The 24652-nt window shown below is 71.4% G+C and carries 22 protein-coding genes and 2 tRNA genes; 8 read left to right on the top strand and 16 right to left on the bottom strand.

The window, feature by feature from the left end; translation table 11 throughout:
* Positions 1-61 precede the first annotated feature (61 nt).
* The 5 genes from clpX to ACFXMG_RS06560 form a co-directional block, all read right to left on the bottom strand.
* On the bottom strand, positions 62-1345 hold the full coding sequence (gene clpX, locus ACFXMG_RS06580; protein WP_360309418.1) for an ATP-dependent Clp protease ATP-binding subunit ClpX: 1284 nt from the start codon (positions 1343-1345) through the stop codon (positions 62-64).
* Positions 1346-1501: 156 nt separating this feature from the next.
* On the bottom strand, positions 1502-2164 hold the full coding sequence (locus ACFXMG_RS06575) for an ATP-dependent Clp protease proteolytic subunit (RefSeq protein WP_383821502.1): 663 nt from the start codon (positions 2162-2164) through the stop codon (positions 1502-1504).
* A 65-nt stretch (positions 2165-2229) separates the two neighbouring features.
* Positions 2230-2847, bottom strand: coding sequence for an ATP-dependent Clp protease proteolytic subunit (locus ACFXMG_RS06570; protein WP_043221565.1), 618 nt, complete (start codon positions 2845-2847; stop codon positions 2230-2232).
* A gap of 262 nt (positions 2848-3109) precedes the next feature.
* Positions 3110-4495 (bottom strand): trigger factor, encoded by a 1386-nt coding sequence (gene tig, locus ACFXMG_RS06565; RefSeq protein WP_383821401.1) that lies wholly within the window; start codon positions 4493-4495, stop codon positions 3110-3112.
* 187 nt (positions 4496-4682) lie between these two features.
* A tRNA-Pro gene (locus tag ACFXMG_RS06560) sits at positions 4683-4759 on the bottom strand.
* Positions 4760-4891: 132 nt separating this feature from the next.
* Here ACFXMG_RS06560 and ACFXMG_RS06555 point away from each other — a divergent pair.
* Positions 4892-4962 (top strand) — tRNA-Gly (locus tag ACFXMG_RS06555).
* Between the two features lie 100 nt (positions 4963-5062).
* Here the strand turns inward: ACFXMG_RS06555 and ACFXMG_RS06550 are convergent.
* Both ACFXMG_RS06550 and ACFXMG_RS06545 read right to left on the bottom strand, forming a co-directional pair.
* Complete coding sequence (locus tag ACFXMG_RS06550; RefSeq protein ID WP_189847604.1) at positions 5063-5257, bottom strand: hypothetical protein; 195 nt, start codon at positions 5255-5257, stop codon at positions 5063-5065.
* A 137-nt stretch (positions 5258-5394) separates the two neighbouring features.
* Positions 5395-6537, bottom strand: coding sequence for a PP2C family protein-serine/threonine phosphatase (locus ACFXMG_RS06545; RefSeq protein ID WP_383821406.1), 1143 nt, complete (start codon positions 6535-6537; stop codon positions 5395-5397).
* A 106-nt stretch (positions 6538-6643) separates the two neighbouring features.
* Here ACFXMG_RS06545 and ACFXMG_RS06540 point away from each other — a divergent pair, with 106 nt between their 5' ends.
* A complete protein-coding gene (locus ACFXMG_RS06540; RefSeq protein ID WP_383821408.1) occupies positions 6644-7873 on the top strand; it encodes a GNAT family N-acetyltransferase in 1230 nt (409 codons plus the stop codon).
* Positions 7874-7998: 125 nt separating this feature from the next.
* Here ACFXMG_RS06540 and ACFXMG_RS06535 read toward each other — a convergent pair whose 3' ends face one another.
* Together ACFXMG_RS06535 and ACFXMG_RS06530 are read right to left on the bottom strand one after the other, a co-directional pair.
* The gene (locus tag ACFXMG_RS06535) at positions 7999-8808 is read right to left on the bottom strand and encodes an Fpg/Nei family DNA glycosylase (RefSeq protein ID WP_383821411.1); all 810 of its coding nucleotides are present in this window, start codon (positions 8806-8808) and stop codon (positions 7999-8001) included.
* Positions 8808-9302, bottom strand: coding sequence for a ribose-5-phosphate isomerase (locus ACFXMG_RS06530; RefSeq protein WP_383821413.1), 495 nt, complete (start codon positions 9300-9302; stop codon positions 8808-8810). Before ACFXMG_RS06530 ends, ACFXMG_RS06535 begins: the two co-directional genes overlap by 1 nt.
* Positions 9303-9521: 219 nt before the next feature.
* On the opposite strand from ACFXMG_RS06530, the gene ACFXMG_RS06525 reads away from it, so the two are divergent.
* Complete coding sequence (locus ACFXMG_RS06525) at positions 9522-10955, top strand: amino acid permease (protein ID WP_383821416.1); 1434 nt, start codon at positions 9522-9524, stop codon at positions 10953-10955.
* 71 nt (positions 10956-11026) lie between these two features.
* On the opposite strand, the gene ACFXMG_RS06520 is transcribed toward ACFXMG_RS06525, so the two are convergent.
* Entirely contained in the window at positions 11027-11620 is a 594-nt protein-coding gene (locus tag ACFXMG_RS06520) for a biotin transporter BioY (RefSeq protein WP_383821420.1), read from the bottom strand.
* A gap of 262 nt (positions 11621-11882) precedes the next feature.
* Here ACFXMG_RS06520 and ACFXMG_RS06515 point away from each other — a divergent pair, with 262 nt between their 5' ends.
* Positions 11883-13277: an amino acid permease gene (locus ACFXMG_RS06515; protein ID WP_383821505.1), complete on the top strand. Its 1395-nt coding sequence runs from the start codon at positions 11883-11885 to the stop codon at positions 13275-13277.
* Positions 13278-13393: 116 nt separating this feature from the next.
* A complete protein-coding gene (locus ACFXMG_RS06510; protein ID WP_383821423.1) occupies positions 13394-14842 on the top strand; it encodes an amino acid permease in 1449 nt (482 codons plus the stop codon).
* A 92-nt stretch (positions 14843-14934) separates the two neighbouring features.
* Here ACFXMG_RS06510 and ACFXMG_RS06505 read toward each other — a convergent pair whose 3' ends face one another.
* Positions 14935-15825 carry a hypothetical protein gene (locus ACFXMG_RS06505; RefSeq protein ID WP_383821426.1) on the bottom strand — a complete coding sequence of 297 codons (891 nt, stop codon included), beginning with the start codon at positions 15823-15825 and terminating at the stop codon, positions 14935-14937.
* A 190-nt stretch (positions 15826-16015) separates the two neighbouring features.
* Between ACFXMG_RS06505 and ACFXMG_RS06500 the strand changes: the two genes are divergently transcribed.
* A complete protein-coding gene (locus ACFXMG_RS06500; RefSeq protein WP_383821428.1) occupies positions 16016-16663 on the top strand; it encodes a superoxide dismutase in 648 nt (215 codons plus the stop codon).
* Between the two features lie 152 nt (positions 16664-16815).
* On the opposite strand, the gene ACFXMG_RS06495 is transcribed toward ACFXMG_RS06500, so the two are convergent.
* Positions 16816-17451, bottom strand: a complete 636-nt coding sequence (locus tag ACFXMG_RS06495) for a DsbA family protein (RefSeq protein ID WP_383821431.1) — start codon at positions 17449-17451, stop codon at positions 16816-16818.
* Between the two features lie 141 nt (positions 17452-17592).
* Here ACFXMG_RS06495 and pepN point away from each other — a divergent pair, with 141 nt between their 5' ends.
* A complete protein-coding gene (pepN, locus tag ACFXMG_RS06490) occupies positions 17593-20139 on the top strand; it encodes an aminopeptidase N (protein WP_383821434.1) in 2547 nt (848 codons plus the stop codon).
* A gap of 137 nt (positions 20140-20276) precedes the next feature.
* Positions 20277-21284: a hypothetical protein gene (locus ACFXMG_RS06485; RefSeq protein WP_383821437.1), complete on the top strand. Its 1008-nt coding sequence runs from the start codon at positions 20277-20279 to the stop codon at positions 21282-21284.
* A gap of 3 nt (positions 21285-21287) precedes the next feature.
* On the opposite strand, the gene ACFXMG_RS06480 is transcribed toward ACFXMG_RS06485, so the two are convergent.
* The 4 genes from ACFXMG_RS06480 to ACFXMG_RS06465 all read right to left on the bottom strand — a co-directional run bounded on the left by ACFXMG_RS06480 (position 21288) and on the right by ACFXMG_RS06465 (position 24645).
* Entirely contained in the window at positions 21288-22517 is a 1230-nt protein-coding gene (locus ACFXMG_RS06480; RefSeq protein ID WP_383821440.1) for a serine hydrolase domain-containing protein, read from the bottom strand.
* Positions 22518-22614: 97 nt separating this feature from the next.
* Positions 22615-23082 (bottom strand): NUDIX hydrolase, encoded by a 468-nt coding sequence (locus tag ACFXMG_RS06475; RefSeq protein ID WP_383821443.1) that lies wholly within the window; start codon positions 23080-23082, stop codon positions 22615-22617.
* Between the two features lie 22 nt (positions 23083-23104).
* On the bottom strand, positions 23105-23551 hold the full coding sequence (locus ACFXMG_RS06470) for an HPP family protein (protein WP_383821508.1): 447 nt from the start codon (positions 23549-23551) through the stop codon (positions 23105-23107).
* A 212-nt stretch (positions 23552-23763) separates the two neighbouring features.
* Positions 23764-24645: a pyridoxamine 5'-phosphate oxidase family protein gene (locus tag ACFXMG_RS06465; RefSeq protein ID WP_383821446.1), complete on the bottom strand. Its 882-nt coding sequence runs from the start codon at positions 24643-24645 to the stop codon at positions 23764-23766.
* Positions 24646-24652: the final 7 nt, after the last annotated feature.

Here is a 24652-nt window from a genome sequence, read left to right as displayed (position 1 = left end):
TAGACACACGAAGGGGCGCCCCCGCCGGTCCGGTGGGGGCGCCCCTTCTTCGTGCCTGCCGCTACGCCGACTTCTCGTGGCGGCCGTCGTTCTTGACGATCCTGGGGACCAGGGTCGGGTTCACGTTGTTGCGGACGACGTCCGCCGTGATGACGACGCGGGCCACGTCCTTGCGGGAGGGGACCTCGTACATCACCGACTGGAGGACCTCCTCCATGATGGCGCGCAGGCCGCGCGCGCCGGTGCCGCGGAGGATGGCCTGGTCGGCGATGGCCTCCAGGGCCGGACGGTCGAAGTCCAGCTCCACGCCGTCGAGTTCGAAGAGGCGCTGGTACTGCTTCACCAGCGCGTTGCGCGGCTCGACCAGGATCTTGAGGAGCGCCTCGCGGTCCAGGTTGTGGACCGAGGTGATGACGGGGAGACGGCCGATGAACTCGGGGATCATCCCGAACTTCACCAGGTCCTCCGGCATGACCTCCTGGAACTGGTCGCTCGCCTCGATCTCGCGCTTGGAGCGGATGGTCGCCCCGAAGCCGATGCCCTTGGCGCCCGCCCGCGACTCGATGATCTTCTCCAGGCCGGCGAAGGCGCCGCCCACGATGAAGAGCACGTTCGTCGTGTCGATCTGGATGAACTCCTGGTGCGGGTGCTTCCGGCCGCCCTGCGGCGGGACGGAGGCCGTGGTGCCCTCCAGGATCTTCAGGAGGGCCTGCTGCACGCCCTCGCCGGAGACGTCGCGCGTGATCGACGGGTTTTCGCTCTTACGGGCGACCTTGTCGATCTCGTCGATGTAGATGATGCCGGTCTCGGCCTTCTTGACGTCGTAGTCCGCGGCCTGGATCAGCTTGAGCAGGATGTTCTCGACGTCCTCGCCGACATAGCCGGCCTCCGTCAGCGCCGTCGCGTCGGCGATGGCGAACGGGACGTTGAGCATCCGCGCCAGCGTCTGCGCGAGGAGCGTCTTGCCGGAGCCCGTGGGGCCCAGCAGCAGGATGTTGGACTTCGCCAGTTCGATGGCGTCGTCACGGCCCGCCCCGCCGCCGTTCTCGCCGGCCTGGACGCGCTTGTAGTGGTTGTACACAGCGACCGAGAGGGCCTTCTTCGCCGGCTCCTGGCCGACGACGTAGCCCTCCAGGAACTCGTAGATCTCGCGGGGCTTGGGGAGTTCCTCCCAGCGCACCTCGCTCGTCTCCGCGAGTTCCTCTTCGATGATCTCGTTGCAGAGGTCGATGCACTCGTCGCAGATGTACACACCGGGTCCCGCGATGAGCTTCTTCACCTGCTTCTGGCTCTTTCCGCAGAACGAGCACTTGAGCAGGTCGCCGCCATCACCGATGCGTGCCACGAGGTGCTTCCCCTTCGCCTGGGAGCGCCTGGTTCAGCGACTCCTGGTGCCTCATATTCGACGGTACCTTGCCGGGCCCCCCGTTCGGGCCCCCCTTGGCACGGTTCACATGGTCGCGATTCGGCCACGCACCCCGTGCCAGGGGAAGGTCGGGCGTCAGTGCGCCGCGGCGGCCGTGCTCTTGCGGGTCGAGACGATCTGGTCGATCAGGCCGTACGCGAGGGCGTCCTCGGCCGTCAGGATCTTGTCGCGCTCGATGTCGTCGCGGATCTTCTCGATCGGCGTCGTGGAGTGCTTGGCCAGCATGGTCTCCAGCTGGTCGCGCATCCGCAGGATCTCCTTGGCGGCGATCTCCAGGTCGGAGAGCTGCTCGCGGCCGGTGCCGCCGGAGGGCTGGTGGATCAGCACACGGGCGTTCGGCAGGGCCATCCGCTTGCCGGGGGTGCCGGCGGCGAGGAGCACGGCCGCGGCGGAGGCCGCCTGGCCCATGCAGACCGTCTGGATGTCCGGCTTCACGAACTGCATCGTGTCGTAGATCGCCGTCAGCGCGGTGAAGGAGCCGCCGGGGCTGTTGATGTAGATCGAGATGTCGCGGTCCGGGTCCATCGACTCCAGGCACAGCAGCTGCGCCATGACGTCGTTGGCCGACGCGTCGTCGATCTGCACGCCGAGGAAGATCACGCGCTCCTCGAACAGCTTCGCGTACGGGTCGTACTCGCGGATGCCCTGCGAGGTGCGCTCGACGAAGCGGGGGACGACATAGCGGTTGTCCATCGGCGCGCCGGTGTAGAGGCCGCTCGGGGAGAGGTTGTTCTGCATCTGGGTGTTCACCGTCCTGGTGGCGTTCGGCGGGGGGCTGGGGCTCTTCGGCGGGCCGGCGACGCTCAGGCGCCCGTGCCGCCGCCGCCCGGAACACCCGCGGCGTGCGTGATGATGTCGTCGATGAGGCCGTAGTCCTTGGCCTCCTCCGCGGTGAACCAGCGGTCACGGTCGCCGTCGCGGATGATCGCCTCGACGGTCTGGCCGGAGTGGTGCGCGGTGATCTCGGCCATGCGCTTCTTCGTACGAAGGAGGTACTCGGCCTGGATCTTGATGTCGGAGGCGGTGCCGCCGATGCCGGCGGAGCCCTGGTGCATCAGGATGTCGGTGTTCGGCAGCGCGAAGCGCTTGCCGGGGGTGCCGCCGGTGAGCAGGAACTGGCCCATCGAGGCCGCCATGCCCATACCGATGGTCACGACGTCGTTGGGGATGTACTGCATGGTGTCGTAGACGGCCATGCCGGCCGTCACGGAGCCACCGGGGCTGTTGATGTACAGGAAGATGTCCTTCTCCGGGTCGGCGGCCAGGAGGAGCATCTGGGCGGTGATCTTGTTGGCGATCTCGTCGTCGACCTGCTGGCCGAGGAAGATGATGCGCTCGCCGAGCAGCCGGTTGTAGACATGGTCGCCGAGGCCACCACCGATGGACGGCTCACCCGCGGCGTAAGGCTTCAGATTCGTCACGTATCCACCTGCTCGTCTCCGACGGCACCGGGCCGTCTCAGCGTCTCGTTCAGAGGGCAGTGCCCCCGTATCCATGGACCCTAACGCGCAGGTAGGACAACGCCATCCCGGTTCCCGAACTGTTCGCTGGGAGCGCAAGGTGGTCGGCCGCGTGTAAAGGGTCCGCGTACGTCCACGGGCCCGGCCGCACAGCAGTGCGTCCGGGCCCGTGGCGCGATACGGAGCGCGCGAGGCGCGGGCCTCGGCGTCGGCCTGGTGGGGCCTACTTCTCCTCGGCGACCTCGGCCTCGCCGGTGACGGCCTCGACCGTCTCGGCGGCGGCCTCGACCTCGTCCTCGTCGTCGGAGAGGTCGACGACCTCACCGTTGGTGTCGACGACCTTGGCGGCCTCGACGACGACCGCGAGGGCCTTGCCGCGGGCGACCTCGCCGACCAGCATCGGCACCTGGCCGCCCTGGACGACGGCCTGGGCGAACTGGTCGGGGGACATGCCGGAGGAGGCGGCACGGCGGAACAGGTGCTCGGTGAGCTCCTCCTGCTCGACGTTCAGCTCCTCCTTGGAGACGAGCTCGTCGAGGAGGAACTGGGTCTTGATGCCCTTGACCGCCTGCTCCTTGGTCTCGGCCTCGAACTCCTCGACCGTCTTGCCCTGGAGCTCCAGGTACTTCTCCAGGCTCAGGCCCATCTGGCCGAGCTGGTGGTGCTCCAGGTTGTGCTTGCGGGTGTTGACCTCGTCCTCGAGCAGCTTCTCGGGGACGGGGATCTCCGCCAGCTCCAGGAACTTCTCCAGGACGCGCTCCTGGGCCTGGGTGGCCTGGTCGAACTGCTTCATGTTCTCGAGGCGCTTGCGGCTGTCGGCCTTGAGCTCGTCGAGGGTGTCGAACTCCGACGCCATCTGCGCGAACTCGTCGTCCAGCTCGGGCAGCTCGCGGGCGGCGACGGCGGTGACCTTGACGGTGACCTCGGCCTCCTTGCCCGCGGCCGAGCCGCCCTTCAGCTCCGAGGCGAAGGTGGCCTCGCCGCCGGCCTCCAGGCCGGTGACGGCGGCGTCGATGCCGTCGAGCAGCTCGCCGGAGCCGATGGTGTACGAGACGCCGTCGGCGATGCCGTCGGGCAGCACCTCGCCGTCGACCTTCGCGGTCAGGTCCACGGTCACGACGTCGCCCTCGGCGGCGGCGCGCTCGACCGGGTTGGTGGAGGCGAAGCGCTCGCGGAGCTGCTCCACGGACTTCTCGATGTCCTCGTCGGTGACCTCGATGGCGTCGACCTCGACCTCGATGCCGGAGTAGTCCGGGATCTCGATGGCGGGGCGGACGTCGACCTCGGCGGTGAAGGAGAGCAGCTCGCCGTCCTTCAGCTCCGTGATGTCGACCTCGGGCTGGCCCAGCGGGTTGACCTCGGCCTCGTTCACGGCCTCGGTGTAGAACTTCGGGAGCGCGTCGTTGACGGCCTCCTCCAGCACGGCGCCGCGGCCGAAGCGCTGGTCGATGACGCGCGCGGGGATCTTGCCCTTGCGGAAGCCCTTGACCGTGACCTGCTGGTTGATCTTCTTGTACGCCGCGTCGAGGCTGTCCTTGAGCTCCTCGAAGGGCACCTCGACAGTGAGCCGAACCCGAGTCGGGTTCAGGGTCTCCACGGCGCTCTTCACGGTTCGGTCTCCTTGGTGGCTGATTCAGGGATTCCGGACGGGCCGCGCGGGGCGGTTCCGGCCGATGGGCCCGGTCAGAAAGACACACGGGCACGCAGCTTGCATAGTAACCGCACGTGGGATCCGGCCCACAACGTGATCAAGAACCCGCGAGGTCGGGGCCGCGGGGGATTCAAGAGGATCAAGCTGGTCGGGGTGGCGGGATTTGAACCCACGGCCTTCCGCTCCCAAAGCGGACGCGCTACCAAGCTGCGCCACACCCCGTCGGTGCGACACGTAGGGTACATGTACGGGGACGCTGTGACGCCCCCTCTTTCCGGGGGCGTGCACGGACCGCTCCGGACCGGCTACGATGCTGTCCGTGCCGCGGCCTTTCCGGCCTGCGACGCGTCCTGTGCGGGCGTAGCTCAATGGTAGAGCCCTAGTCTTCCAAACTAGCTACGCGGGTTCGATTCCCGTCGCCCGCTCTGTGTACGGCTCCGGGCCCGGTTCCTCTCTCGAGGGACCGGGCCCGGAGCCGTTTCCGTCGGGGTCCGTATCGGAGCCGTATCAGGTCCGTCAGGTCCGTCAGAACTTGATGGAGCCGATCGTCTGGGTTATCGAGTCCAGGAAGCGCTGGATGTCGTCGGCCATGCCCGTGGAGGCGAGGAAGAAGCCGAAGAGGACGGCGATCACGGCAGGGCCGCCCTTGAGGCTGCCACCGCGGATCAGCACCACGAGGACGATCGCCAACAGCAACACCACAGACAGTGAAATGGCCACAACTGATCACACCCTCGGTCGGTCCCGCCCAGCACGAGGTGTGCATCCGGACACCCCCGCGCCTCCATCGTGCCACCAACCCCTTTGCCCTCTGCGGCGGGTGACGAATCGTGGGACACGCAGGAGGGCGGAAAGGTTCAGGCGGGGCGCGAGATGAGGAGGAGCGCGCGGTCGTCGTTGACGTCCTTGGCGACCGCTTCGATCAGGTGCCAGGCGACGCCCTCGAAGCCGCCGGAGACGCAGCGGTCGGCCTCTCCGGTGAGGCGGTCGATGCCCTCGGCGAGGTCCCGGTCGGCGGCCTCGACGAGGCCGTCGGTGAAGAGCATCAGGACGTCGCCGGCGTGCAGGGTGCCCTTGACCGGGTGGAACTCGGCGCCGTCGTAGACGCCGAGGAGGGGGCCGTCGCCGTCCTTCTCCTCCCAGCGGCCGGTGCCGGAGTGGAGCTGGAGGGCGGGCAGGTGGCCGGCGGAGAAGAGTTCGTAGTCGCCGGAGTCCAGGTCGAGGACGAGGTGGATGGAGGTGGCGAAGCCCTCGTCCCAGTTCTGCCGGAGCAGGTAGCCGTTGGCGGCGGGCAGGAAGCCGTGCGGCGGGAGCGAGCCGAGGAGGCCGCCGAAGGCGCCGGAGAGCAGCAGGGAGCGGGAGGCGGCGTCCATGCCCTTGCCGGAGACGTCGGTGAGGACGACCTCCAGGGTGCGGCCGCCGTGGGTGCGGGCGGCGACGACGAAGTCGCCGGAGAAGGACTGGCCGCCGGCCGGGCGGAGCGCCATCTCGCGGTGCCAGCCGCGCGGCAGCCGGGGCAGGGCGCTCTGCACCCGGAGGCGTTCGCGCAGGTCGAAGAGCATGGTGCCGCCGCGCCGCCAGGGCACGCCGACCCGGGCCCGGAACTGGGCGATGAGCAGGCCGAAGAGGCCGCAGGCGGCGACCACCAGGACGGTGCCGGGGGTGACGCGGGCGGGACCCTCGCCGTACGGGCCGAGGATCGCGGACTCGACGATCAGGCCGCCGGCGGCCGCCGCGTACAGGCCGAGGAGGCTGGCGGGACGCAGCAGCAGCCCGCCCGCCACGATCGGCAGGACGAGGGCGGCGGGCGAGCACCAGACCGGGTCGAGGACGGTGCCGCCGACGATGGCGGGGATGGTGAGGAGGAGCCCCGCGAAGGCGAGGCGGTCGGAGGCGCCGCCGCGGAAGTAGTCGACGCCGGTCCGGCGCAGCGCGACGCGGGCCCGGTGGGCGCGCCTGCGCAGCCGGGCCGCGTACGTGTTCACTCCGTGGTGGGCCATTGGCCTGGACCCTATCCACCCGTGCCGGTCCCGTGCAGGGGTACCCCTGTGACAAGGTGCGCGAAATCGGGTCGCCTCGGGCGCGGGCCGCTGATATCGATGGCATATGACGACTGAACTGCGGGTGCTCGACCCGTCCGAGTGGGATCGCTGGTTCGAGGCGCTGGAGCTCGCTTTCGGCGGTGTGCCGGAGGAGCCGGAGGAGCGGGCGCTGTGGCGGGACCTGACCGAGTGCGAGCGGTCCCTGGCGGTCTGGGACGGCGCGCGGGCGGTGGCGACGGCGGGGGCGTTCTCGTTCCGGCTGACCGTGCCGGGCGGTGCCTCGGTGCCGGCCGCCGGCGTCACGATGGTGAGCGTGGCCGGGACGCATCGCCGGCAGGGGATGCTGACGGCGATGATGCGGCGGCAGCTCGACGACGTACGGGCGCTGGGTGAGCCGCTGGCCGTGCTGACGGCCTCGGAGGCGGTCATCTACGGGCGGTTCGGTTACGCGGCGGCGACCTGGACGCAGCGGGCGGTGATCGACACGGCCCGGGTGCGGCTCGACGTGCCGGCCGGGACGGACGCGGTGTCGCTGCGGATGGTGGCGGTGGCGGAGTCCTCGGCGGCGACGGAGGCGGTGTACGCGCGTGTGGTGCCGCGCCGGCCCGGGATGCTGGCCCGGCGGCCCGGCTGGGAGCGGCTGCCGCTGGTCGACCCGCCGGGTTCGCGGGAGGGGTCCTCGGCGCGGCTGTGCGTGGTGGCGGAGCGCGGCGGGGAGGTCGTGGGGTACGCGTACTACGCGATCAAGCCGGAGTGGAGCTGGGCGGGCGCGGACGGTTCGGTGACCGTGCACGAGCTGCTGGGGCTCGACGGGGCGGCGGAGGCGGCGCTGTGGCGGTTCCTGTGCTCGGTGGACCTGACGGGGAAGGTGCGGGTGAACAGTTCGCCCGTGGACGCGGCCTGGACGCACCTCGTCTCGGACGTGCGGCGGTGCGAACCGACGGTGCGGGAGGGGCTGTTCGTACGGCTGGTGGACGTGGGGGCGGCGCTGGAGGCGCGGACGTACCGGGCGCCGGTGGAGGTCGTGTTCGAGGTCGAGGACGCGTTCTGTCCTTGGAACGCGGGGCGGTGGAGGCTGTCGGGGGACGCGAAGGGAGCGGTGTGTACGCGTACGGCTGATGCGGCTGATCTTGCCTTGTCCGTGCGGGAGTTGGGGGCGGTGTACCTGGGGGGTACGTCCCTGGCGGCGCTTGCGGGCGCGGGGCGCGTCACCGAGCTGCGGGCGGGCGCGCTCGCGGAGGCGTCTGTTGCGTTCGGGTCCGATGTCGCGCCCTGGTTGCCGCACGGGTTCTAGGGGTGGGCGCGGTACGGGTCGGGCGTCGCCCTGGGGGCGTTGTGCCCACCCGTTCCTCCCCCAAGGACTTCGTCCAGGGGGGACCCCCAGGCGGAACTCATGCCCACAACGGGGGCGGCGCCGCGTCAGCGGTGCTGGCAGGTGGGGCACCAGAAGAGGTTTCTGGCTGCCAGGTCTGCTGTGCGGATTTCGGTGCCGCAGAGGTGGCAGGGCATGTTCGCGCGGCGGTAGACGTAGACCTCGCCGCCGTGGTCGTCCACTCTCGGTGGGCGGTTCATCGCCTCGGGGGTGTGCTCGGGGCGGACGGTGTCGATGCGGTTGAGGCGGACGCCTTCGCGCATGAGGGCCCTGAGGTCGTCCCAGATCGCGGTCCACTCCCCCGCCGTCAGGTCCCTGCCCGCGCGGTACGGGTCGATGCCGTGGCGGAAGAGGACCTCGGCGCGGTAGACGTTGCCGACGCCGGCGATGACCTTCTGGTCCATGAGCAGGGCGGCGATCGTCGTGCGGGACTTCGAGACGCGGCGCCAGGCGGCGTCGGGGCCGTCGGCGGGGCGGAGGGGGTCCGGGCCGAGGCGGGCGTGTATCGCCTGCTTCTCGGCGTCGGTGAGGAGCGCGCAGGTGGTGGGGCCCCGGAGGTCGACGTACGACTCGGGGTTCGTCAGGCGCAGCCGGACGGTGTCGGTCGGCGGGGGCGCGGGGGCGTCGCCGAAGCCGACCTTGCCGAAGAGGCCGAGGTGGATGTGGATCCACTCGTCGCGCGGGAAGCCGAGGAAGAGGTGCTTGCCGTGGGCCTCGGTGGTCTCCAGGACGGAGCCGTCGAGCAGGGCGGCGGAGTCGGAGAACTTGCCCTGGGGGCTGGAGACGCGCACGGGCCGGCCGCCGAACCGTTCACGGTGGTCGGCGGCCAGCCGGTGGATGGTGTGCCCTTCGGGCATCAGGCGGTGGGCTCCTGCGGGTGGTGGGCCGGGATCGCGGGGAGCTCGCCGGTGGTCTCGTACGCGCTCAGCATCTCGATGCGGCGGGTGTGGCGCTCGTCACCCGAGTAGGGGGTGGAGAGGAAGATCTCGACGAACTTCGTCGCCTCCTCCTCGGTGTGCATGCGGGCGCCGACGGCGACGACGTTGGCGTTGTTGTGCTCGCGGCCGAGGGCGGCGGTCTGCTCGCTCCAGGCGAGGGCGGCACGGACGCCCTTGACCTTGTTGGCGGCGATCTGCTCGCCGTTGCCGGAGCCGCCGATGACGATGCCGAGGCTGTCCGCGTCGGCGGCCGTCTTCTCGGCGGCGCGCAGGCAGAACGGCGGGTAGTCGTCGAGGGCGTCGTAGATGTGGGGACCGCAGTCGACGGGCTCGTGGCCGTGGGCCGTGAGCCACTGCACGAGGTGGGTCTTGAGTTCGTAGCCGGCGTGGTCGGAACCGAGGTAGACGCGCATGGTCCCGAGTGTGGCACGGCCGGGACGGGGCAGGCGTCAGCGGGGTCGGGACCTTGGTCCCGGCGGGTCATGGACCTCCGTCCCGGATGGTCCGGACCTTTTGTCCCGAATATGGCGCGAATCACGATCCGGAATCAGCCCTTCCGTACTGGCCGGTCGCCAGGTTTCATAACCAGGGCTCGTGACCCGAGCCGCCCCCCACACCCGAAGGAAGCGTTCATGAACACGCAGCCGACCCTCGCCAAGGAAGGCGGCAGCACCGGCGACCCCGGTGAGACCCCGCAGTCCGACGGCCTCAAGGCCGGGCTCAAGAACCGCCATCTGTCGATGATCGCGATCGGCGGCGTCATCGGCGCCGGCCTGTTCGTCGGCTCCGGCTCCGGCATCGCCGCCGCCGGCCCCGCGATCCTCCTCTCGTACGCCCTCGTCGGCGCGATGGTCGTGTTCGTGATGCGGATGCTCGGCGAGATGGCCGCCGCGCGGCCCTCCTCGGGCTCCTTCTCGGCCTACGCCGACCAGGCGCTCGGCCGCTGGGCCGGTTTCACCATCGGCTGGCTGTACTGGTTCTTCTGGGTCGTCGTGCTGGCCGTCGAGGCGACCGCGGGCGCGGTCATCCTGGAGAGCTGGATCCCGGCCGTGCCGCAGTGGGCGTGGGCGCTGATCGTGATGGTGGTGCTCACCGCGACGAACCTGGCCTCGGTGGCCTCGTACGGCGAGTTCGAGTTCTGGTTCGCCGGGATCAAGGTCGTCGCCATCGGCGCCTTCGTGGCGATCGGCCTGCTCGCGGTCTTCGGCGTGCTGCCGGGCTCGGACAACCCGGGCGCGGGCTTCGCGCACCTCACCGACGCGGGCGGGTTCCTGCCGATGGGCGCGGGCGCGATCCTCACCGGTGTGCTGATGGTGGTCTTCTCGTTCATGGGCAGCGAGATCGTGACGCTGGCGGCCGGTGAGTCGGAGGACCCGCAGCGGGCCGTGACCAAGGCGACGAACAGCGTGATCTGGCGGATCGGCGTCTTCTACCTGGGCTCGATCTTCGTGGTGCTGACGCTGCTGCCGTGGAACGACCCGTCGATCACCGAGAAGGGCTCGTACGTCGCCGCCCTCGACTCGATCGGCATCCCCGCGGCCGGCCAGATCATGAACGTGATCGTCCTGACCGCCGTGCTGTCCTGCCTCAACTCGGGCCTCTACACGGCCTCCCGGATGGCCTTCTCGCTCGGGCAGCGCGGGGACGCGCCGAAGGGCTTCGCCAAGGTCGACAAGCGGGGCGTGCCGCGCACCGCGATCCTCGCCTCGGTGGTCTTCGGCTTCGTCGCGGTGTTCTTCAACTACCAGTGGCCGGACACGGTCTTCGCCTTCCTGCTGAACTCGTCCGGCGCGGTGGCGCTCTTCGTCTGGCTGGTCATCTGCGTGACCCAGCTGCGGATGCGCGGGATCATCCTGCGCGAGTCGCCGGAGAAGCTCGTCGTGCGGATGTGGCTCTTCCCGTACCTGACGTGGGCGACGATCGGCATGATCGTCTTCGTCCTCGGCTACATGATCTACGACGGCGGCAGCGCCCGTGAGCAGATCGTGCTCTCGCTCCTGGTGGCCGCGCTGGTGCTGGCGATCGCGCTGGTCCGCGAGCGGGTCAAGAAGACCTCCCGCGTCTAGCCGGACGTACGCGAAGGGCCCGCCGCTCCTGCTGGAGCGGCGGGCCCTTCTCCGTACGTGCTCCGCCGGTGTCAGCCCTTGCGGCCGACGAGCTTCCAGGCGGCCGGGAGGGCGCCCATGGCGAGGGCTGCCTTGAGGGCGTCGCCGATGAGGAAGGGGGTCAGGCCGGCGGCGACCGCCTGGCCGAGGCTCATGCCGGTGGCGAGGGCCAGGTAGGGCACGCCGACCGCGTAGATGATCGCGGAGCCGAGGACCATCGTGCCGGCGGTGCGCAGGACCGAGCGGTCGGCGCCGCGGCGGGCGAGGGCGCCGACGACGGTGGCGGCGAGGAGCATGCCGAGGATGTAGCCGAAGGACGGCATCGCGTAGCCCGAGGAGCCCTGGGCGAACCACGGGACGCCCGCCATGCCGACGACGGCGTAGAGGGCGAGGGAGAGGAAGCCGCGGCGGGCGCCGAGGGCGGTGCCGACGAGCAGGGCGGCGAAGGTCTGGCCGGAGACCGGGACCGGGGAGCCGGGGACCGGGAGGGAGATCTGCGCGGCCAGGCCGGTGAGGGCGGCGCCGCCGACGACGAGGGCGACGTCGCGGACGCGGCTCGCGGGGAGGAGGTCGGCCAGGACGGTGCCCGTACGGAGGGTGCGGGCGGGGGCGGCGGCGGTGCTCATCGGTACTCCGCGGGGGTGAGGGTGTCGGGACAGGTCGACGCTATGCCAGGAGTGAACGCTCGATCACCGTCAGCCGCCGACAAAGCCACCGGCCGGGGCTTCATGGGGTTCCGACAAAGGACGGCGAACGCGCCGGGCGCCACGTGACGCTTGTCACTGGGGAGTCGGCCCATGTCGCCCCTTTTGCGTCAAGGGCCGGTCAGCGGAGAGACTGTGGGGTCTCCATAAAGTGCCCCTCCTCCCAGAGCGCGAGTCCCCCACCATGCGCGACGCCGCACCACCGTCCCCGCTCACCGAACCGGAGCCGCTCTCCCACGGCCTGAAGCAGCGTCACCTGACGATGCTCGGGCTCGGCGGGGTCATCGGCGCGGGTCTCTTCGTCGGCTCGGGTGCGGGCATCGCGGTCGCCGGGCCCGGCATCGTCCTCTCGTACCTGATCGCGGGCGCGCTGGCGATGCTGGTGATGCGGATGCTGGGCGAGATGTCGGCGGCGATGCCGGCGTCCGGCGCGTTCTCGGTGCACGCGGAGCGGGCGCTGGGCCGCTGGGCCGGGTTCTCGGTGGGCTGGCTGTACTGGTTCCTGCTGGTCGTCGTCCTCGCCGTGGAGGCGACGGGCGCGGCGCGGATCGCGCACGGCTGGGTGCCGGGGGTCCCGCAGTGGGGCTGGGTGCTGCTCTTCATGGTGGTCTTCACGGGGGCGAACCTGGCGGCGGTGAAGAACTTCGGCGAGTTCGAGTTCTGGTTCGCGGCGCTGAAGGTCGGCGCGATCGTGCTCTTCCTGATCCTCGGCACGCTGGCGGTGTTCGGCTGGCTGCCGGACACGGATCCGGTGGGGCTCGCGAACCTGACCGGGCAGGGCGGTTTCCTGCCCAACGGCTGGTCCGGGGTGGTCTCCGGGGTGCTCGCGGTGGTCTTCGCCTTCGGCGGTCTGGAGGTCGTCACCATCGCGGCGGCCGAGTCCGAGGACCCGGCGCGGAACGTGGCGCGGGCGGTGCGCAGCGCCGTGTGGCGGATCCTCCTCTTCTACGTGGGCTCGATGCTGGTGATCGTGACCCTGCTGCCGTGGACGTCGATGACGCCGGGCGAGTCGCCGTACGTGGCGGTGCTCGACGCGATCGGGGTGCCAGGCGCGGGGCAGATCATGAACGTGGTGGTCTTCGTGGCGCTGCTGTCGGCGCTCAACGCCAATCTGTACGGCTCCTCCCGGATGGTCTTCTCGCTCGCGGAGCGCGGCGAGGCGCCGAAGGGGCTGCTGAAGGTGTCCGGCGGGGGCGTGCCGCGCCGGGCGGTTCTCGCCTCGGTGGCCTTCGGCTTCGTCTCCGTCCTGCTCAATCTGAAGTGGCCGGATTCCGTCTTCCTCTACATGCTCAACGCGGTCGGCGCGGTGCTGCTCTTCGTGTGGGCGCTGATCGCGGTGTCCCAGCTGCGGCTGCGGCCGAGGATCGAGCGGGAGGCGCCGGAGACGCTGACGCTGCGGATGTGGGGCTTCCCGTGGCTGACGTGGACAGCGCTGGCGGCGATGGGCGCGGTCCTGGTCCTGATGCTGACGGACGACGGGGCGCGGCCGCAGGTGCTGTGGTCGGCGGGGGCGACGGCCGCCGTGCTGCTCGTGGCGTGGCTGCGGGAGCTGCGGACGGCCGCGACGAAACGGAACTGAATCTTCACCTTGTGTGAAGGTCGTGACCGTATAGCGGACAACCGTTCCCTCTCACCGGTACCGGCACCCAGACTGTGTGCTCCCCTCCCCGTCTCAGCCTATGAACAGGGTTGCCCATGTCCCGGACCACCGCGCCCGCGCAGGCCGACCGTGAGGACGGCACCGCCGCTCCCTCCGAGGGCCTCTCCCACGGCCTCAAGCAGCGCCACCTGTCGATGATCGCGCTCGGCGGCGTCATCGGCGCCGGCCTCTTCGTCGGCTCCGGCGCCGGCATCGCCGCCGCCGGTCCCTCGATCGTCGTCGCGTACGCGATCTCCGGCGTGCTCGTCATGCTGGTGATGCGGATGCTCGGCGAGATGTCGGCGGCGAACCCCGCCTCCGGCTCCTTCTCCGTCCACGCCGAGCGCGCCTTCGGCCCGTGGGCCGGCTTCACCGCCGGCTGGGCCTTCTGGTTCCTGCTCTGCGTGGCCGTCGGCCTGGAGGGCATCGGCGCCGCCAACATCATGACGGGCTGGTTCCCGGGCACCCCCGAGTGGGCCTGGGTGGCGCTCTTCATGCTGGTCTTCTGCGGCACCAACCTGGCGGCGGTGAAGAACTTCGGCGAGTTCGAGTTCTGGTTCGCCGCGCTGAAGGTCGGCGCGATCGTCCTCTTCCTCGGCATCGGCGTCCTCGCCATCGCCGGCCTCCTCCCCGGCTCCGACGCGCCCGCCCCCGGCACCGCCAACCTCACCGGTGACGGCGGCTTCTTCCCGAACGGCTCCGAGGGCCTGATCGTCGGCCTGCTCGCCTCCGTCTTCGCCTACGGCGGCCTGGAGACGGTCACCATCGCGGCGGCCGAATCCGAGCACCCCGTGCAGGGCGTCGCCAAGGCGGTCCGTACGGCGATGTGGCGCATCGCGCTCTTCTACATCGGCTCGATGGCGGTCATCGTCACCCTCGTCCCCTGGGACGACGCGGCGGTCGTCGAGAAGGGCCCGTACGTCGCCACCCTCGACCACCTGGGCATCCCGGCCGCCGGGCAGATCATGAACGTGGTCGTGCTGATCGCCCTGCTCTCCGCGATGAACGCCAACATCTACGGCGCCTCCCGCATGGCCCGCTCGCTGATCGGCCGCGGCCAGGGCCCGAAGGCGCTCGGCCGCACCTACGGCGGCGTGCCGCGCCCGGCCGTCCTGCTCTCCTCGGTCGTCGGCTTCGGCGCCGTGCTGCTGAGCTACTGGTCGCCGGACAAGGCGTTCATCTGGCTGCTCAACACGATCGGCGCGATCATCCTCGTCGTCTGGTTCTTCATCGCCGCCTCCCAGCTGGTGCTGCGCCGCCGCACCGAGCGCGAGGAGCCGGAGAAGCTGGTCGTGCGCATGTGGATGTTCCCGGTGCTGACCTGGGTGGCGCTGGCCGGCATGGCCGCGATCTTCTTCCTGATGGCCCGTGAGGAGAGCACCCGGGTCCAGCTGTACGCGACGGGCGCCCTGACCCTGGTCCTCGCCGCGGTCGGCCTGGCCCTCCAGCAGGCCCGCGCGAAGGCGGCCGGGACCGCGGCCCCGGAGCCGTCCGAGAAGGTCTGACCCCTCCCCGTACGCCCCCCTCGCACGCCCCGCCGGGCTTTTCCGCCCGGCGGGGCGTTCGCGTGTGTACGCGGCCGGGGCCGGGGGCCGGGTCAGGTTCCGCAGTAGGGCGCCGTGCGGACGTAACCGCCCTTGTTCTCGTCGTCGGTGCCGAGGAGCGCCTCGCCGCCGGGGAGGCACTCGATTGCCTCGATCTTGTAGCCGGGGAAGGTGCCGAGCGGGACCGGGCCGGCCGTCAGGGAGATCCGTACCCGGCCGGTGGCGGTCAGACTCACCTGCCCCGCCTCGGTCACGGCGGAGTCGAAGGGGCCGTCGTCACCGGCGTCCGACGCCGAGCTCACCAGGATCCGGCCGGAGCCGGTGACGGAGATGTCGGAGATGTGGCGGGTCCCGGCGTCCGCGGGGTACGGGGCGGTGAAGGCGCGCCGGGTGACCGCGCCGAACCTCGGCTCGCCCCACGCGGCGAAGGTGACCGGGGCGGCGTACAGGGTGGCGGGCCGCTCGGGGCCCGCGCCGCGGTCCGCCCACAGGGCGGCGAACCGCCCGTCCCTGGCGACGAGCGCGAAGCTCTCGAAGTCGTCGTCGGCGCCGATCGCGGGCAGCGGGGTGTACTCGACGACGGTGGCCGTGGTGCCGGTGACCTTCAGGCGGTAGACGATGCCGCGGGAGGCGAGGGCGAGGTACTCCCCCGGCAGGCCCGGGATCGCCTCGACCGCCTCCAGGTCGACCGGTTCGGCGCCCTCCCAGGCCAGCGGGGTGACGGTGGCGGGGTCCGTGCCGTACGCCAGCCGGGAGAGGCGCTGCTGCCCGGCGCGCTTGTTGTCGTAGACGACGAGGGCGGTGCCGGCGCCCTCGTCGGCGAGGCCGCTGACGCCGCTCCGGGCGTCGGTGCCGACCTGCCGCCAGGGGGCGGCGGCCTGGGCGGTGCCGGCGAGCAGGGCGACGAGGGCACCGGCGGCCGCGAGTCTCAGGGGAAGCTTCATGCCCCGCACGCTAGGGATCTCGAACGGCCCGGGGACAGGGGGCGCCTACGCCGTTCGGCGGAGCGCGCGGAAGCAGTCGAGCGGGTCGGCGGGCCTAGGACCAAGGGCTGATCAACAATTTGTGCAGGTGCTGTTAGCCTGCACTTGCATATAGGTTGCAATAAGCAGTCAGTCGAAGGGCTCGGCACACATGGCGATCTACACACTTCCGGAGCTGCCGTACGACTACGCGGCGCTGGAACCGGTGATCAACCCGCAGATCATCGAGCTGCACCACGACAAGCACCACGCCGCCTACGTCAAGGGTGCGAACGACACCCTGGAGCAGCTGGAGGAGGCGCGCGACAAGGACCAGTGGGGCTCGATCAACGGCCTCGAGAAGAACCTGGCCTTCCACCTCTCGGGCCACATCCTCCACTCCATCTACTGGAACAACATGGCCAGCCCGAAGGGCGGCGAGGGCGGCGGCGAGCCGCTCGCGGCCGACGGCGTGGGCGAGCTCGCGGACGCGATCACCGAGTCCTTCGGTTCCTTCGCCAAGTTCAAGGCCCAGCTGACCAAGGCGTCGGCGACCACCCAGGGCTCCGGCTGGGGTGTCCTCGCCTACGAGCCGATCAGCGGCCGCCTCATCGTCGAGCAGGTCTACGACCACCAGGGCAACGTCGGCCAGGGCTCCGTCCCGGTCCTCGTCTTCGACGCCTGGGAGCACGCCTTCTACCTCCAGTACAAGAACCAGAAGGTCGACTTCATCGACGCCATGTGGCAGGTCGTGAACTGGCAGGACGTGAACAAGCGCTACCAGGCCGCCAAGGCCAGCGTGCCGCTGATCTCGTTCTGACCCGGCCGACGGCCCCCCGCTCGTCCTGCTCGTGATCGTCTTCTCAACCTTCACCGGGCAGGCGTATGAAAGAACCCCCGCGATTGGGGGCACCCCCAAAGGCAGCTTTGGGGGAGTGAATCGCGGGGGTTCTTCCATGGGTACGGGCCGGACTACTCGAAGCTCGGCGCCGCCGTCCGGGTGCGCTTGATCTCGTAGAAGCCCGGGGTCGAGGCCACCAGCAGGGTGCCGTCCCACAGGCGCGCGGCGGCCTCGCCGCGCGGGGTCGGGGTGACGACCGGGCCGAAGAAGGCGACCTCCTCGCCGTCCGGACCCGGCACCGCGACGACCGGGGTGCCGACGTCCTGGCCGACCTTCCCGATGCCCTCCGCGTGCGAGGCGCGCAGCTCGGTGTCGTACGTGTCCTTGTCGGCGTACTCCACCAGGTCCTCGGGCAGACCGACATCGCGCAGGGCGGCCGCCATGGCCTCGCGGGTCGGGCCCTCGCCGCCGTTGTGGAAGCGGGTGCCGAGCGCCGTGTAGAGCTTGCCGAGGATCTCGTCGCCATGCAGCTGCTGGGCCGCCACCACGACGCGCACCGGACCCCACGCCTGCGTCTCCAGCATCTCCCGGTACTCGGCCGGCAGCTCGTCCAGCCGGTCCTCGTTCAGCACCGCGAGGCTCATCACCTTCCAGCGCACGTCCACCGGGCGGACCTTCTCCACCTCCAGCATCCACCGGGAGGTCATCCACGCCCACGGGCACAGCGGATCGAAGAAGAACTCTGCGGTGGTCCTGCTCTCGGACATGTCACTCCTCGGGGCGGTCGGACGATCGGGTGCGCCGAATTGGCGCAACACCGACCGACCGTGTCGGCATTCCCGTGCGCCGGGTGAAAGGTGCGCATGGGAGGATCGGTGCTGTTTCGAACACGCCACGAAGGAGTGACCGTGCCCGGTGAGAACCTGTCCCGCGACGAGGCCCGCGAGCGGGCCGCGCTGCTGTCCGTCGACGGCTACGAGGTCGCCCTCGACCTCAGGTCGGCGGTCGGCGAGTCCACGGAGGCGGTACGCACCTTCCGCTCGGTGACGACGATCCGCTTCCGTCGTACGGGCGAGGCCGACGCGACCTTCGTCGACCTCCTCGCCCCCTCCGTGACCTCCGTCACCCTCAACGGGCGGGCGCTGGACCCGGCGGCCGTCTTCGACGGGGCCAGGATCGCCCTGGACGGCCTCGCCGACGAGAACGTGCTGGTCGTCGACGCGCAGTGCGCGTACAGCCGCACCGGCGAGGGCATGCACCGCTTCGTCGACCCCGAGGACGGCGAGGTGTACCTGTACACCCAGTACGAGCCGGCCGACGCCCGCCGGGTCCACGCCTGCTTCGAGCAGCCCGACCTCAAGGCCCCGTACCGCTTCGAGGCGACCGCGCCCGAGGGCTGGACGGTCTGGAGCAACGGCGCCGGCGAGCGGGGCGACGACGGCGTGTGGCGCTTCGCCGAGACGAAGCCGATCTCCTCGTACATCACCTGCGTGGTCGCCGGCCCGTACCACTACGTCACCGACACCTACCGGCGCGGCGACCTGGAGATCCCGCTCGGCGCGATGTGCCGCAAGGGGCTCGCGAAGCACTTCGACGCGGACGACGTCTTCCTGATCACCAAGCAGGGCCTGGACTTCTTCCACGACACCTTCGACTACCCGTACCCCTTCGGGAAGTACGACCAGGCGTTCGTGCCCGAGTACAACCTCGGCGCCATGGAGAACCCCGGCATGGTCACCTTCATGGAGGAGTACATCTACCGGGGCAAGGTCACGCGGGCGGCGTACGAGCGGCGCGCCAACACGATCATGCACGAGATGGCCCACATGTGGTTCGGCGACCTCGTCACCATGGTCTGGTGGGACGACCTGTGGCTGAAGGAGTCGTACGCCGACTTCATGGGCTCCTTCGCGCTCGCCGAGGCCACCCGCTTCACCGACAGCTGGGTCACCTTCGCCAACAACCGCAAGGCGTGGGCCTACCGCGCCGACCAGCTGCCCTCCACCCACCCGATCACGGCCGACATCCGTGACCTGGAGGACGCCAAGCTGAACTTCGACGGCATCACGTACGCCAAGGGCGCCTCCGTCCTCAAGCAGCTCGTCGCCTACGTGGGCCGGGACGCCTTCCTGGAGGGCGCGCGCCGTTACTTCAAGCGCCACGCCTACGGCAACACCCGCCTCGCCGACCTGCTCGCCGTCCTGGAGGAGACCTCCGGCCGCGACATGAAGGCGTGGTCCAAGTCCTGGCTCCAGACCTCCGGCGTCAACGTCCTCGCCCCCGAGGTCACCTACGACGCCGAGGGCCGGATCACCGAGCTCGCCGTCCTCCAGGACGGCGACGAACTGCGCCCGCACCGGGTCGCGGTCGGCCTCTACCGCCTTTCCGACGGCGAACTCGTCCGGTACGCGCGCGTGGAGACCGACGTCGCGGGGGTCCGCACCGTCGTCGACGGGCTGACGGGCAGCGAGCGGCCGGATCTGATCCTCGTCAACGACGACGACCTCACCTACTGCAAGATCCGCTTCGACGAGGGCTCGCTCGACACCCTCCGCGCGCACCTCGGCTCCATCACCGACCCCCTGGCCCGCGCCCTGTGCTGGTCGGCGCTGTGGAACCTGACCCGGGACGGGCTGATGCCGGCCCGCGACTTCGTCGCCGCCGTGCTCGCCTTCGCCGGCCGGGAGACCGACATCGGCGTCCTCCAGATGGTGCACGCCTGGGCGCGGACCGCCGTCACCCACTACGCGGCCCCCCAGTGGCGCGCGGAGGGCGGGCGGCTGCTCGCCGAGGGCGGACTGCGCGAGCTGCGGATCGCCGAGCCGGGCAGCGAGCACCAGCTGACCTGGGCCCGCTTCTTCGCCGCGACCGCCTCCTCCGACGCCGACCTCCAGCTCCTGGAGGGGCTGCTCGCCGGCACCGCGCGGATCGACGGCCTCGGCGTGGACCAGGAGCTGCGCTGGGCGCTGCTCTCCCCGCTCGCCGAGACCGGCCGGGCCGACGAGAAGCGGATCGGCGAGGAGCTGGAGCGGGACGACACCGCCAGCGGCAAGCGCCACCAGGTGCGGCTGCTCGCCGCCCGGCCCACGGCGGCCGTCAAGGCGCAGGCGTGGGCGCAGGTCGTCGAGTCCGACGCGCTGTCGAACGCGCTGGTCGGCGCGACCATCGCCGGTTTCGCCCAGCCCTCGCAGCGCGAGCTGATCGCCCCGTACGCGGAGAAGTACTTCGCGGTGATCGAGCGGATCTGGGCCGAGCGGTCGATCCAGATCGGCATGGACGTGGTGCGCGGCCTCTTCCCCGCGTACCAGGACCGTCCGGAGACCCTGGCGGCGACCGACGCCTGGCTGGACGAGCACGCGGCCGCGGCTCCGGCGCTGCGGCGCCTGGTCCTGGAGGCCCGGGACGACCTGGCCCGCGCCCTGCGGGCGCAGGAGTGCGACGCGCTGGAGGCGTGAGCGGTGCCGGGAGGGGTCCGCGGGCGCGGCCCCTCTCGGCAGTCGAACGCGCGTACTTTAGTGCGGGGTTGTCCGGATTGCGCGACCACCTTGTAACAGGCCGTTAGGGCCGGGCCGGGGCGCGGAAGACCCCCGGCATGAACCACAACACCCCCATCACCCCCCGCCCCCGCCCCCTCCCCTCCACCGGGGGCCTCACGCAACGGCTCGCGTCCACCGGCCAGTTGAAGGCCATGGGCGTGCCCGCCGCCGAGGTCGCCGGGCGGGCCGCGGCCGGCGGCGACTGGCAGCAGTTGCTGCCCGGCGTCTTCCTGCTCCACCCCGGCGCCCCGACCAGCGACGACCGGCTGCGGGCCGCGCTGCTCTACGCCCGCCGGGACGGCGCGGCGCCTGCGCACGGCCCGGGCGCGATGCTCACCGGTCTCGCCGCGCTCGCCCTGCACGGCTTCTCCTCCGCTCCCCCGGCGGCCGCCCTGGACCGGATCGACGTCCTCGTGGGGCGCACCCGGCGGCTGCGGTCGACCGGTTTCGTGCGGGTGGTGCGGTCGGCCGAGTCGCCGGAGCCGGTGGAGCTGGGCGGGCTGCCGGTCGCGCCGGTCGCCCGGGCGCTCGCCGACGCGGTCTCGGGGCTGCACGACGCGGAGACGGTACGGCGGCTGCTGACCGAGGCGGTGCGCGGCGGGCACTGCGAACCCCCGGTGCTGGTGCGGGAGTTGAGCCGGTCGCGGCTGCTTACCCGGCCGCACGTGGTGGACGCGGTGGACTCGCTCCTGGTGGAGGGGCGGGCGCTGTCGGAGGAGCGGCTGTACGAGATGGTGCGGAACTTCGCGCTGCCGGACCCGGTGTGGAACGTGGACCTGCGGCTGCCGGGCGGCCCGCACCTGGGCGGGGTGGACGCCTACTGGCCGGACCAGGCGGTGGCGGTGGAGCTGGACACCCGGGCGCCGCGGCAGGACGAGGACGCGCTGTGGTCCGAGTACACCCGCAAGCGGGAGCACCTGGAGCGGCTGGGCATCACGGTTGTCCACCTGACCCCGCGCAAGCTGCGCGAGGCGATGGAGCAGCAGGCCACCGTGGTCCGTACGGCGCTGATGGCCGCGTCGGAGCGGCAGCCCGCCGCCTATGTCGTCGTCCTGCCCCGGTGAGGGCTACTTCATGGTGGGCTGCTCCTGGGTGGGCTGCTCCGTGGTGGGCTGCTCCGTGGTGGGCTGCTTCTTGGCCGGGAGGGCGCCGCAGAACTCGGCCTCGACGATGGCCTGGGTGTTGCCGGTCCAGTCGGCGTTGATGTTGGCGGCGAGGGTGTGGCGGCCGTCGCGGGTGGTGTACGCCTCCGAGAGCGAGCCGTGGATGCCGCCGCCGTGGCCCCAGATCTCGGTGCCGCAGCTCAGCTTCTGCCAGGAGATGCCGAGGCCGTAGCGGTAGTCGGGGTACTGCGGGGAGACCGCCACGGTGGTGGTGAGCTCGCGCAGCTCGGTCTTGGGAAGGAGCCGGCCCTTGAGGAGGGCGCGGTAGAAGGTCTGGAGGTCGGCGGAGTCGGAGATCATCTCGCCGGCGGCGTGGGCGAGGGAGGGGTTGAGCTCGGTGACGTCGTGGACGGGGGCGGAGGCGTCGGGGACGAGGGTGGAGTACGCGCGGCTGTTCGGCCCGGGGATGTTGACCTTGGTGCCGGGGACGCTGGTGGCGCGGAGCTTGAGGGGCTTGATGATCCGGTTCTCGACGGCCTTGCCGTAGGGGCGTCCGGTGACCTTCTCGATGACCAGGCCGGCCAGGACGAAGTTGGTGTTGGAGTAGCTCCAGGAGGTGCCGGGGGCGAAGGCGGGGGCGTGCTCCATGGCGATCCCGACCAGGTCGCGCGGCTTCCAGGTGTCGTAGCGGTGCTGGAGGAAGCCGGGGCCGAAGGTCTTCTCCTGGAAGGCGGGGTCCTCGGTGTAGCTGTAGACGCCGCTGGTGTGGTTGAGGAGCTGGCGGACGGTGATCTTCCGCCCGTCGTGGCCGTTGCCGCTGACGAGCTTGGGGAGCCACTTGTCGACCGGGTCGTCGAGGTCGATCCGGCCCTCGGCCTGGAGCTGGAGGAGGACGGTGGCGGCGAAGGTCTTGGTGATGGAGCCGACGCGGTAGCGGTCGTCGCCGCCGCGCTCGCCGGCGGTGCCGGTCCAGGAGCGGCCGTCCACCCGTGCCTGGGCGACGGCGCCGGGGACGCCGGCGTCGACGTTGGCCTGGAGCGCCGCCTGGGTGGCCGCGTGGCCCTTCTTCACGGGGGCGGGGGCGGGTGCGGGGGCGGGGCTCGCGGCGAGGGCGGGGGCGGCGAGCGCGGTGACGGTGAGTCCGGCGGCGAGGGCCGCGGCGACGACGGTACGGGCGGTGCGGGCGGTGGTCATGTGGGTCCCCTGTGTCCCTGGTCCTGTGGTGCGGTCGGCGGGGAGGACCGGGGACGGGGCGGGGAGGTTGAGCGGGCGCGTACCGGTTGAGCCGTTTTCAGCCGTTCGGCCGACCCGCGAGCCGGGAGCGGCCCGCGGGGGGGCGTTCCCGCCACAGGTCGAGCCCGATGTCGACGAGCTCGACCCGGGGCAGACCGGGCACGGAGTCCAGCGGGTGCCAGGCCGCGAGGTCGGTGGAACCGCCGGTCTCGTTGCGGAGTTCCCCGCCGGTGATCCGGGCCTCGTAGAGGATCCCCAGCCCCTGGAAGGAGCCGGGGACACCGAGCCGGGCGATCCACTGGCGCATGATCGAGTCGATGCCGAGGAGCGCGGTCGGCTCGACCGCGTACCCCGTCTCCTCCGCGACCTCGCGCACGACGGCTTCGAGGGGTTCCTCGCCGTGATCCAGCCCCCCACCGGGCAAGGTCCACCGCTTGGCGCCGTCCCTGGCGACCCACCGGGCGAGCAGTATCGCGTCGTCCCGCACGACCACGGCGTAGGCCGCCACCCGCAGCTCCTGCTTCATGCGCAGCAGGTTAGGGGGATGGCTAGATCCAGTACACGGGGTACGTACGACGGGTCGCGCGGGCGGCGAGGAGGCCGACCGCGATGAGCAGGAGGCAGGAGGCGAGGAGGAGGGCGGTGAAGGGGGCGAAGGGTGGGGCTTCCAGGGCGACGATCACCGCGGTGGCGGCGGCCGGGGAGTGGGGGGCGCGGGCGAGCATCATCGCGCCGAGGGCGAGTCCGCCGGCGACGGCGGCGCTCCACAGGCCGGGGCCCGCCACGGCGAGGACGGCGAAGCCGGTGAGGGCGGAGAGGAGCTGACCGCCGATCACCGAGCGGGGCTGGGAGAGCGGCAGGTCGGGCGAGGCCGCGACCAGCGCCATGCTCGCGGCGAGCGGCGGGATGAGCAGCGGGTGGTGCAGGACCGTGCCGAGGGCGACCAGCAGGAGGAGGGCGGCGGTGCTGGCGCCGGTGGCGGCGAGCACCGCCAGGGGGCGCGGGCGGGGCGGCGGGGGTGGGGGCGGGGGCTTGGGTGGGGGCTTGGGTGGGGGCTTGGGTGGGGGCTTGGGTGGGGGTTTGGGGGGTCGGGGGCGCGGACGGCGCGGGCACGGTGGCCTCGGGAGCCTGGGTGGCAGGGGTCACGGGTTCCTCGGGATCGTGGATCGGGAGTCCGCGTGCGGGCGGGCAGGGTGCGGTTCAGGGTTCAGGGGGTGGTCGGGTTGGCCGGGGAGTACTCCGGCGCGGACCAGCGGAGGGGGCTGGCGGCCGGGGTCTCGACGACGCTGTCGACCCGGAAGCGGACGGTCCGCTCCTCCAGACGGTATACCGTTTCCGCCCGGCCGCTGAGCTGGAGGGTCGTGCCGCTCTCCCAGTCCAGGAAGAGGAGACCCGCCCTGCCGTCGGTCTCCAGGTTGCCGAGTGTGAGGAACATCGCGTTGCCGGGGTAGTCCCGCCACTCCAGCGTGCGGGGGTCCTCGGCGCGGACGAAGCCCGGGTTGCCGCCGCGGTGGCTGGCGTCGACGCCGTCCGGTCCCGTGGTGGCGACGAAGAAGGTGTCGGCCGCGCGGACGGTGGCCAGCTGGGCCTCCGTGAGGACCTCGCCCCGGAGGGCGGGCGGGGTGTCCGGGGCGGCGGGATCGGAGCCGTACAGCTCGCGCTTCTGGAGGTACTTGGGGCAGTTGGAGAAGACCTGGTCCGCCTCGATCAGCAGGCCGCGGGCGCTGGGGCGGGCGGTGCCGTTGAGGCGCATGCGGCGGCGGGTGCGGGGGTCCAGGGCGAGGGTGCCTACGCGGGTCTCTCGGGAGAGGGCGTCTGCTAGGGGGTCTCCCGGTGCGGGCCCGCCCGCGAGCGAGATTGTGTGCGGGCCTGTCGCTCGGGCGAAGCCTGGGGTGCCGGTGAGGAGGGTTGCCCAGACCTTCGCGTCCTGGGCCGCCGCGGCTAGGACCAGCATGGGCTGGGCTTCCAGGAAGGCGGCGGCTACCTGGCGGATGCCGGGGCGGATGCTGGGGGCAATGTGGGCGGCGGCGGCTTGGAGGCCGAGGCGGTTCTGGATGGCTAGCGAGCCTTGGTGGTACGCGGTTGGCATGGCGGCC

Source organism: Streptomyces sp. NPDC059201 (genome assembly GCF_042754585.1).
Lineage (GTDB): Bacteria > Actinomycetota > Actinomycetes > Streptomycetales > Streptomycetaceae > Streptomyces.
This window is presented reverse-complemented; position numbering and strand designations above follow the sequence as displayed.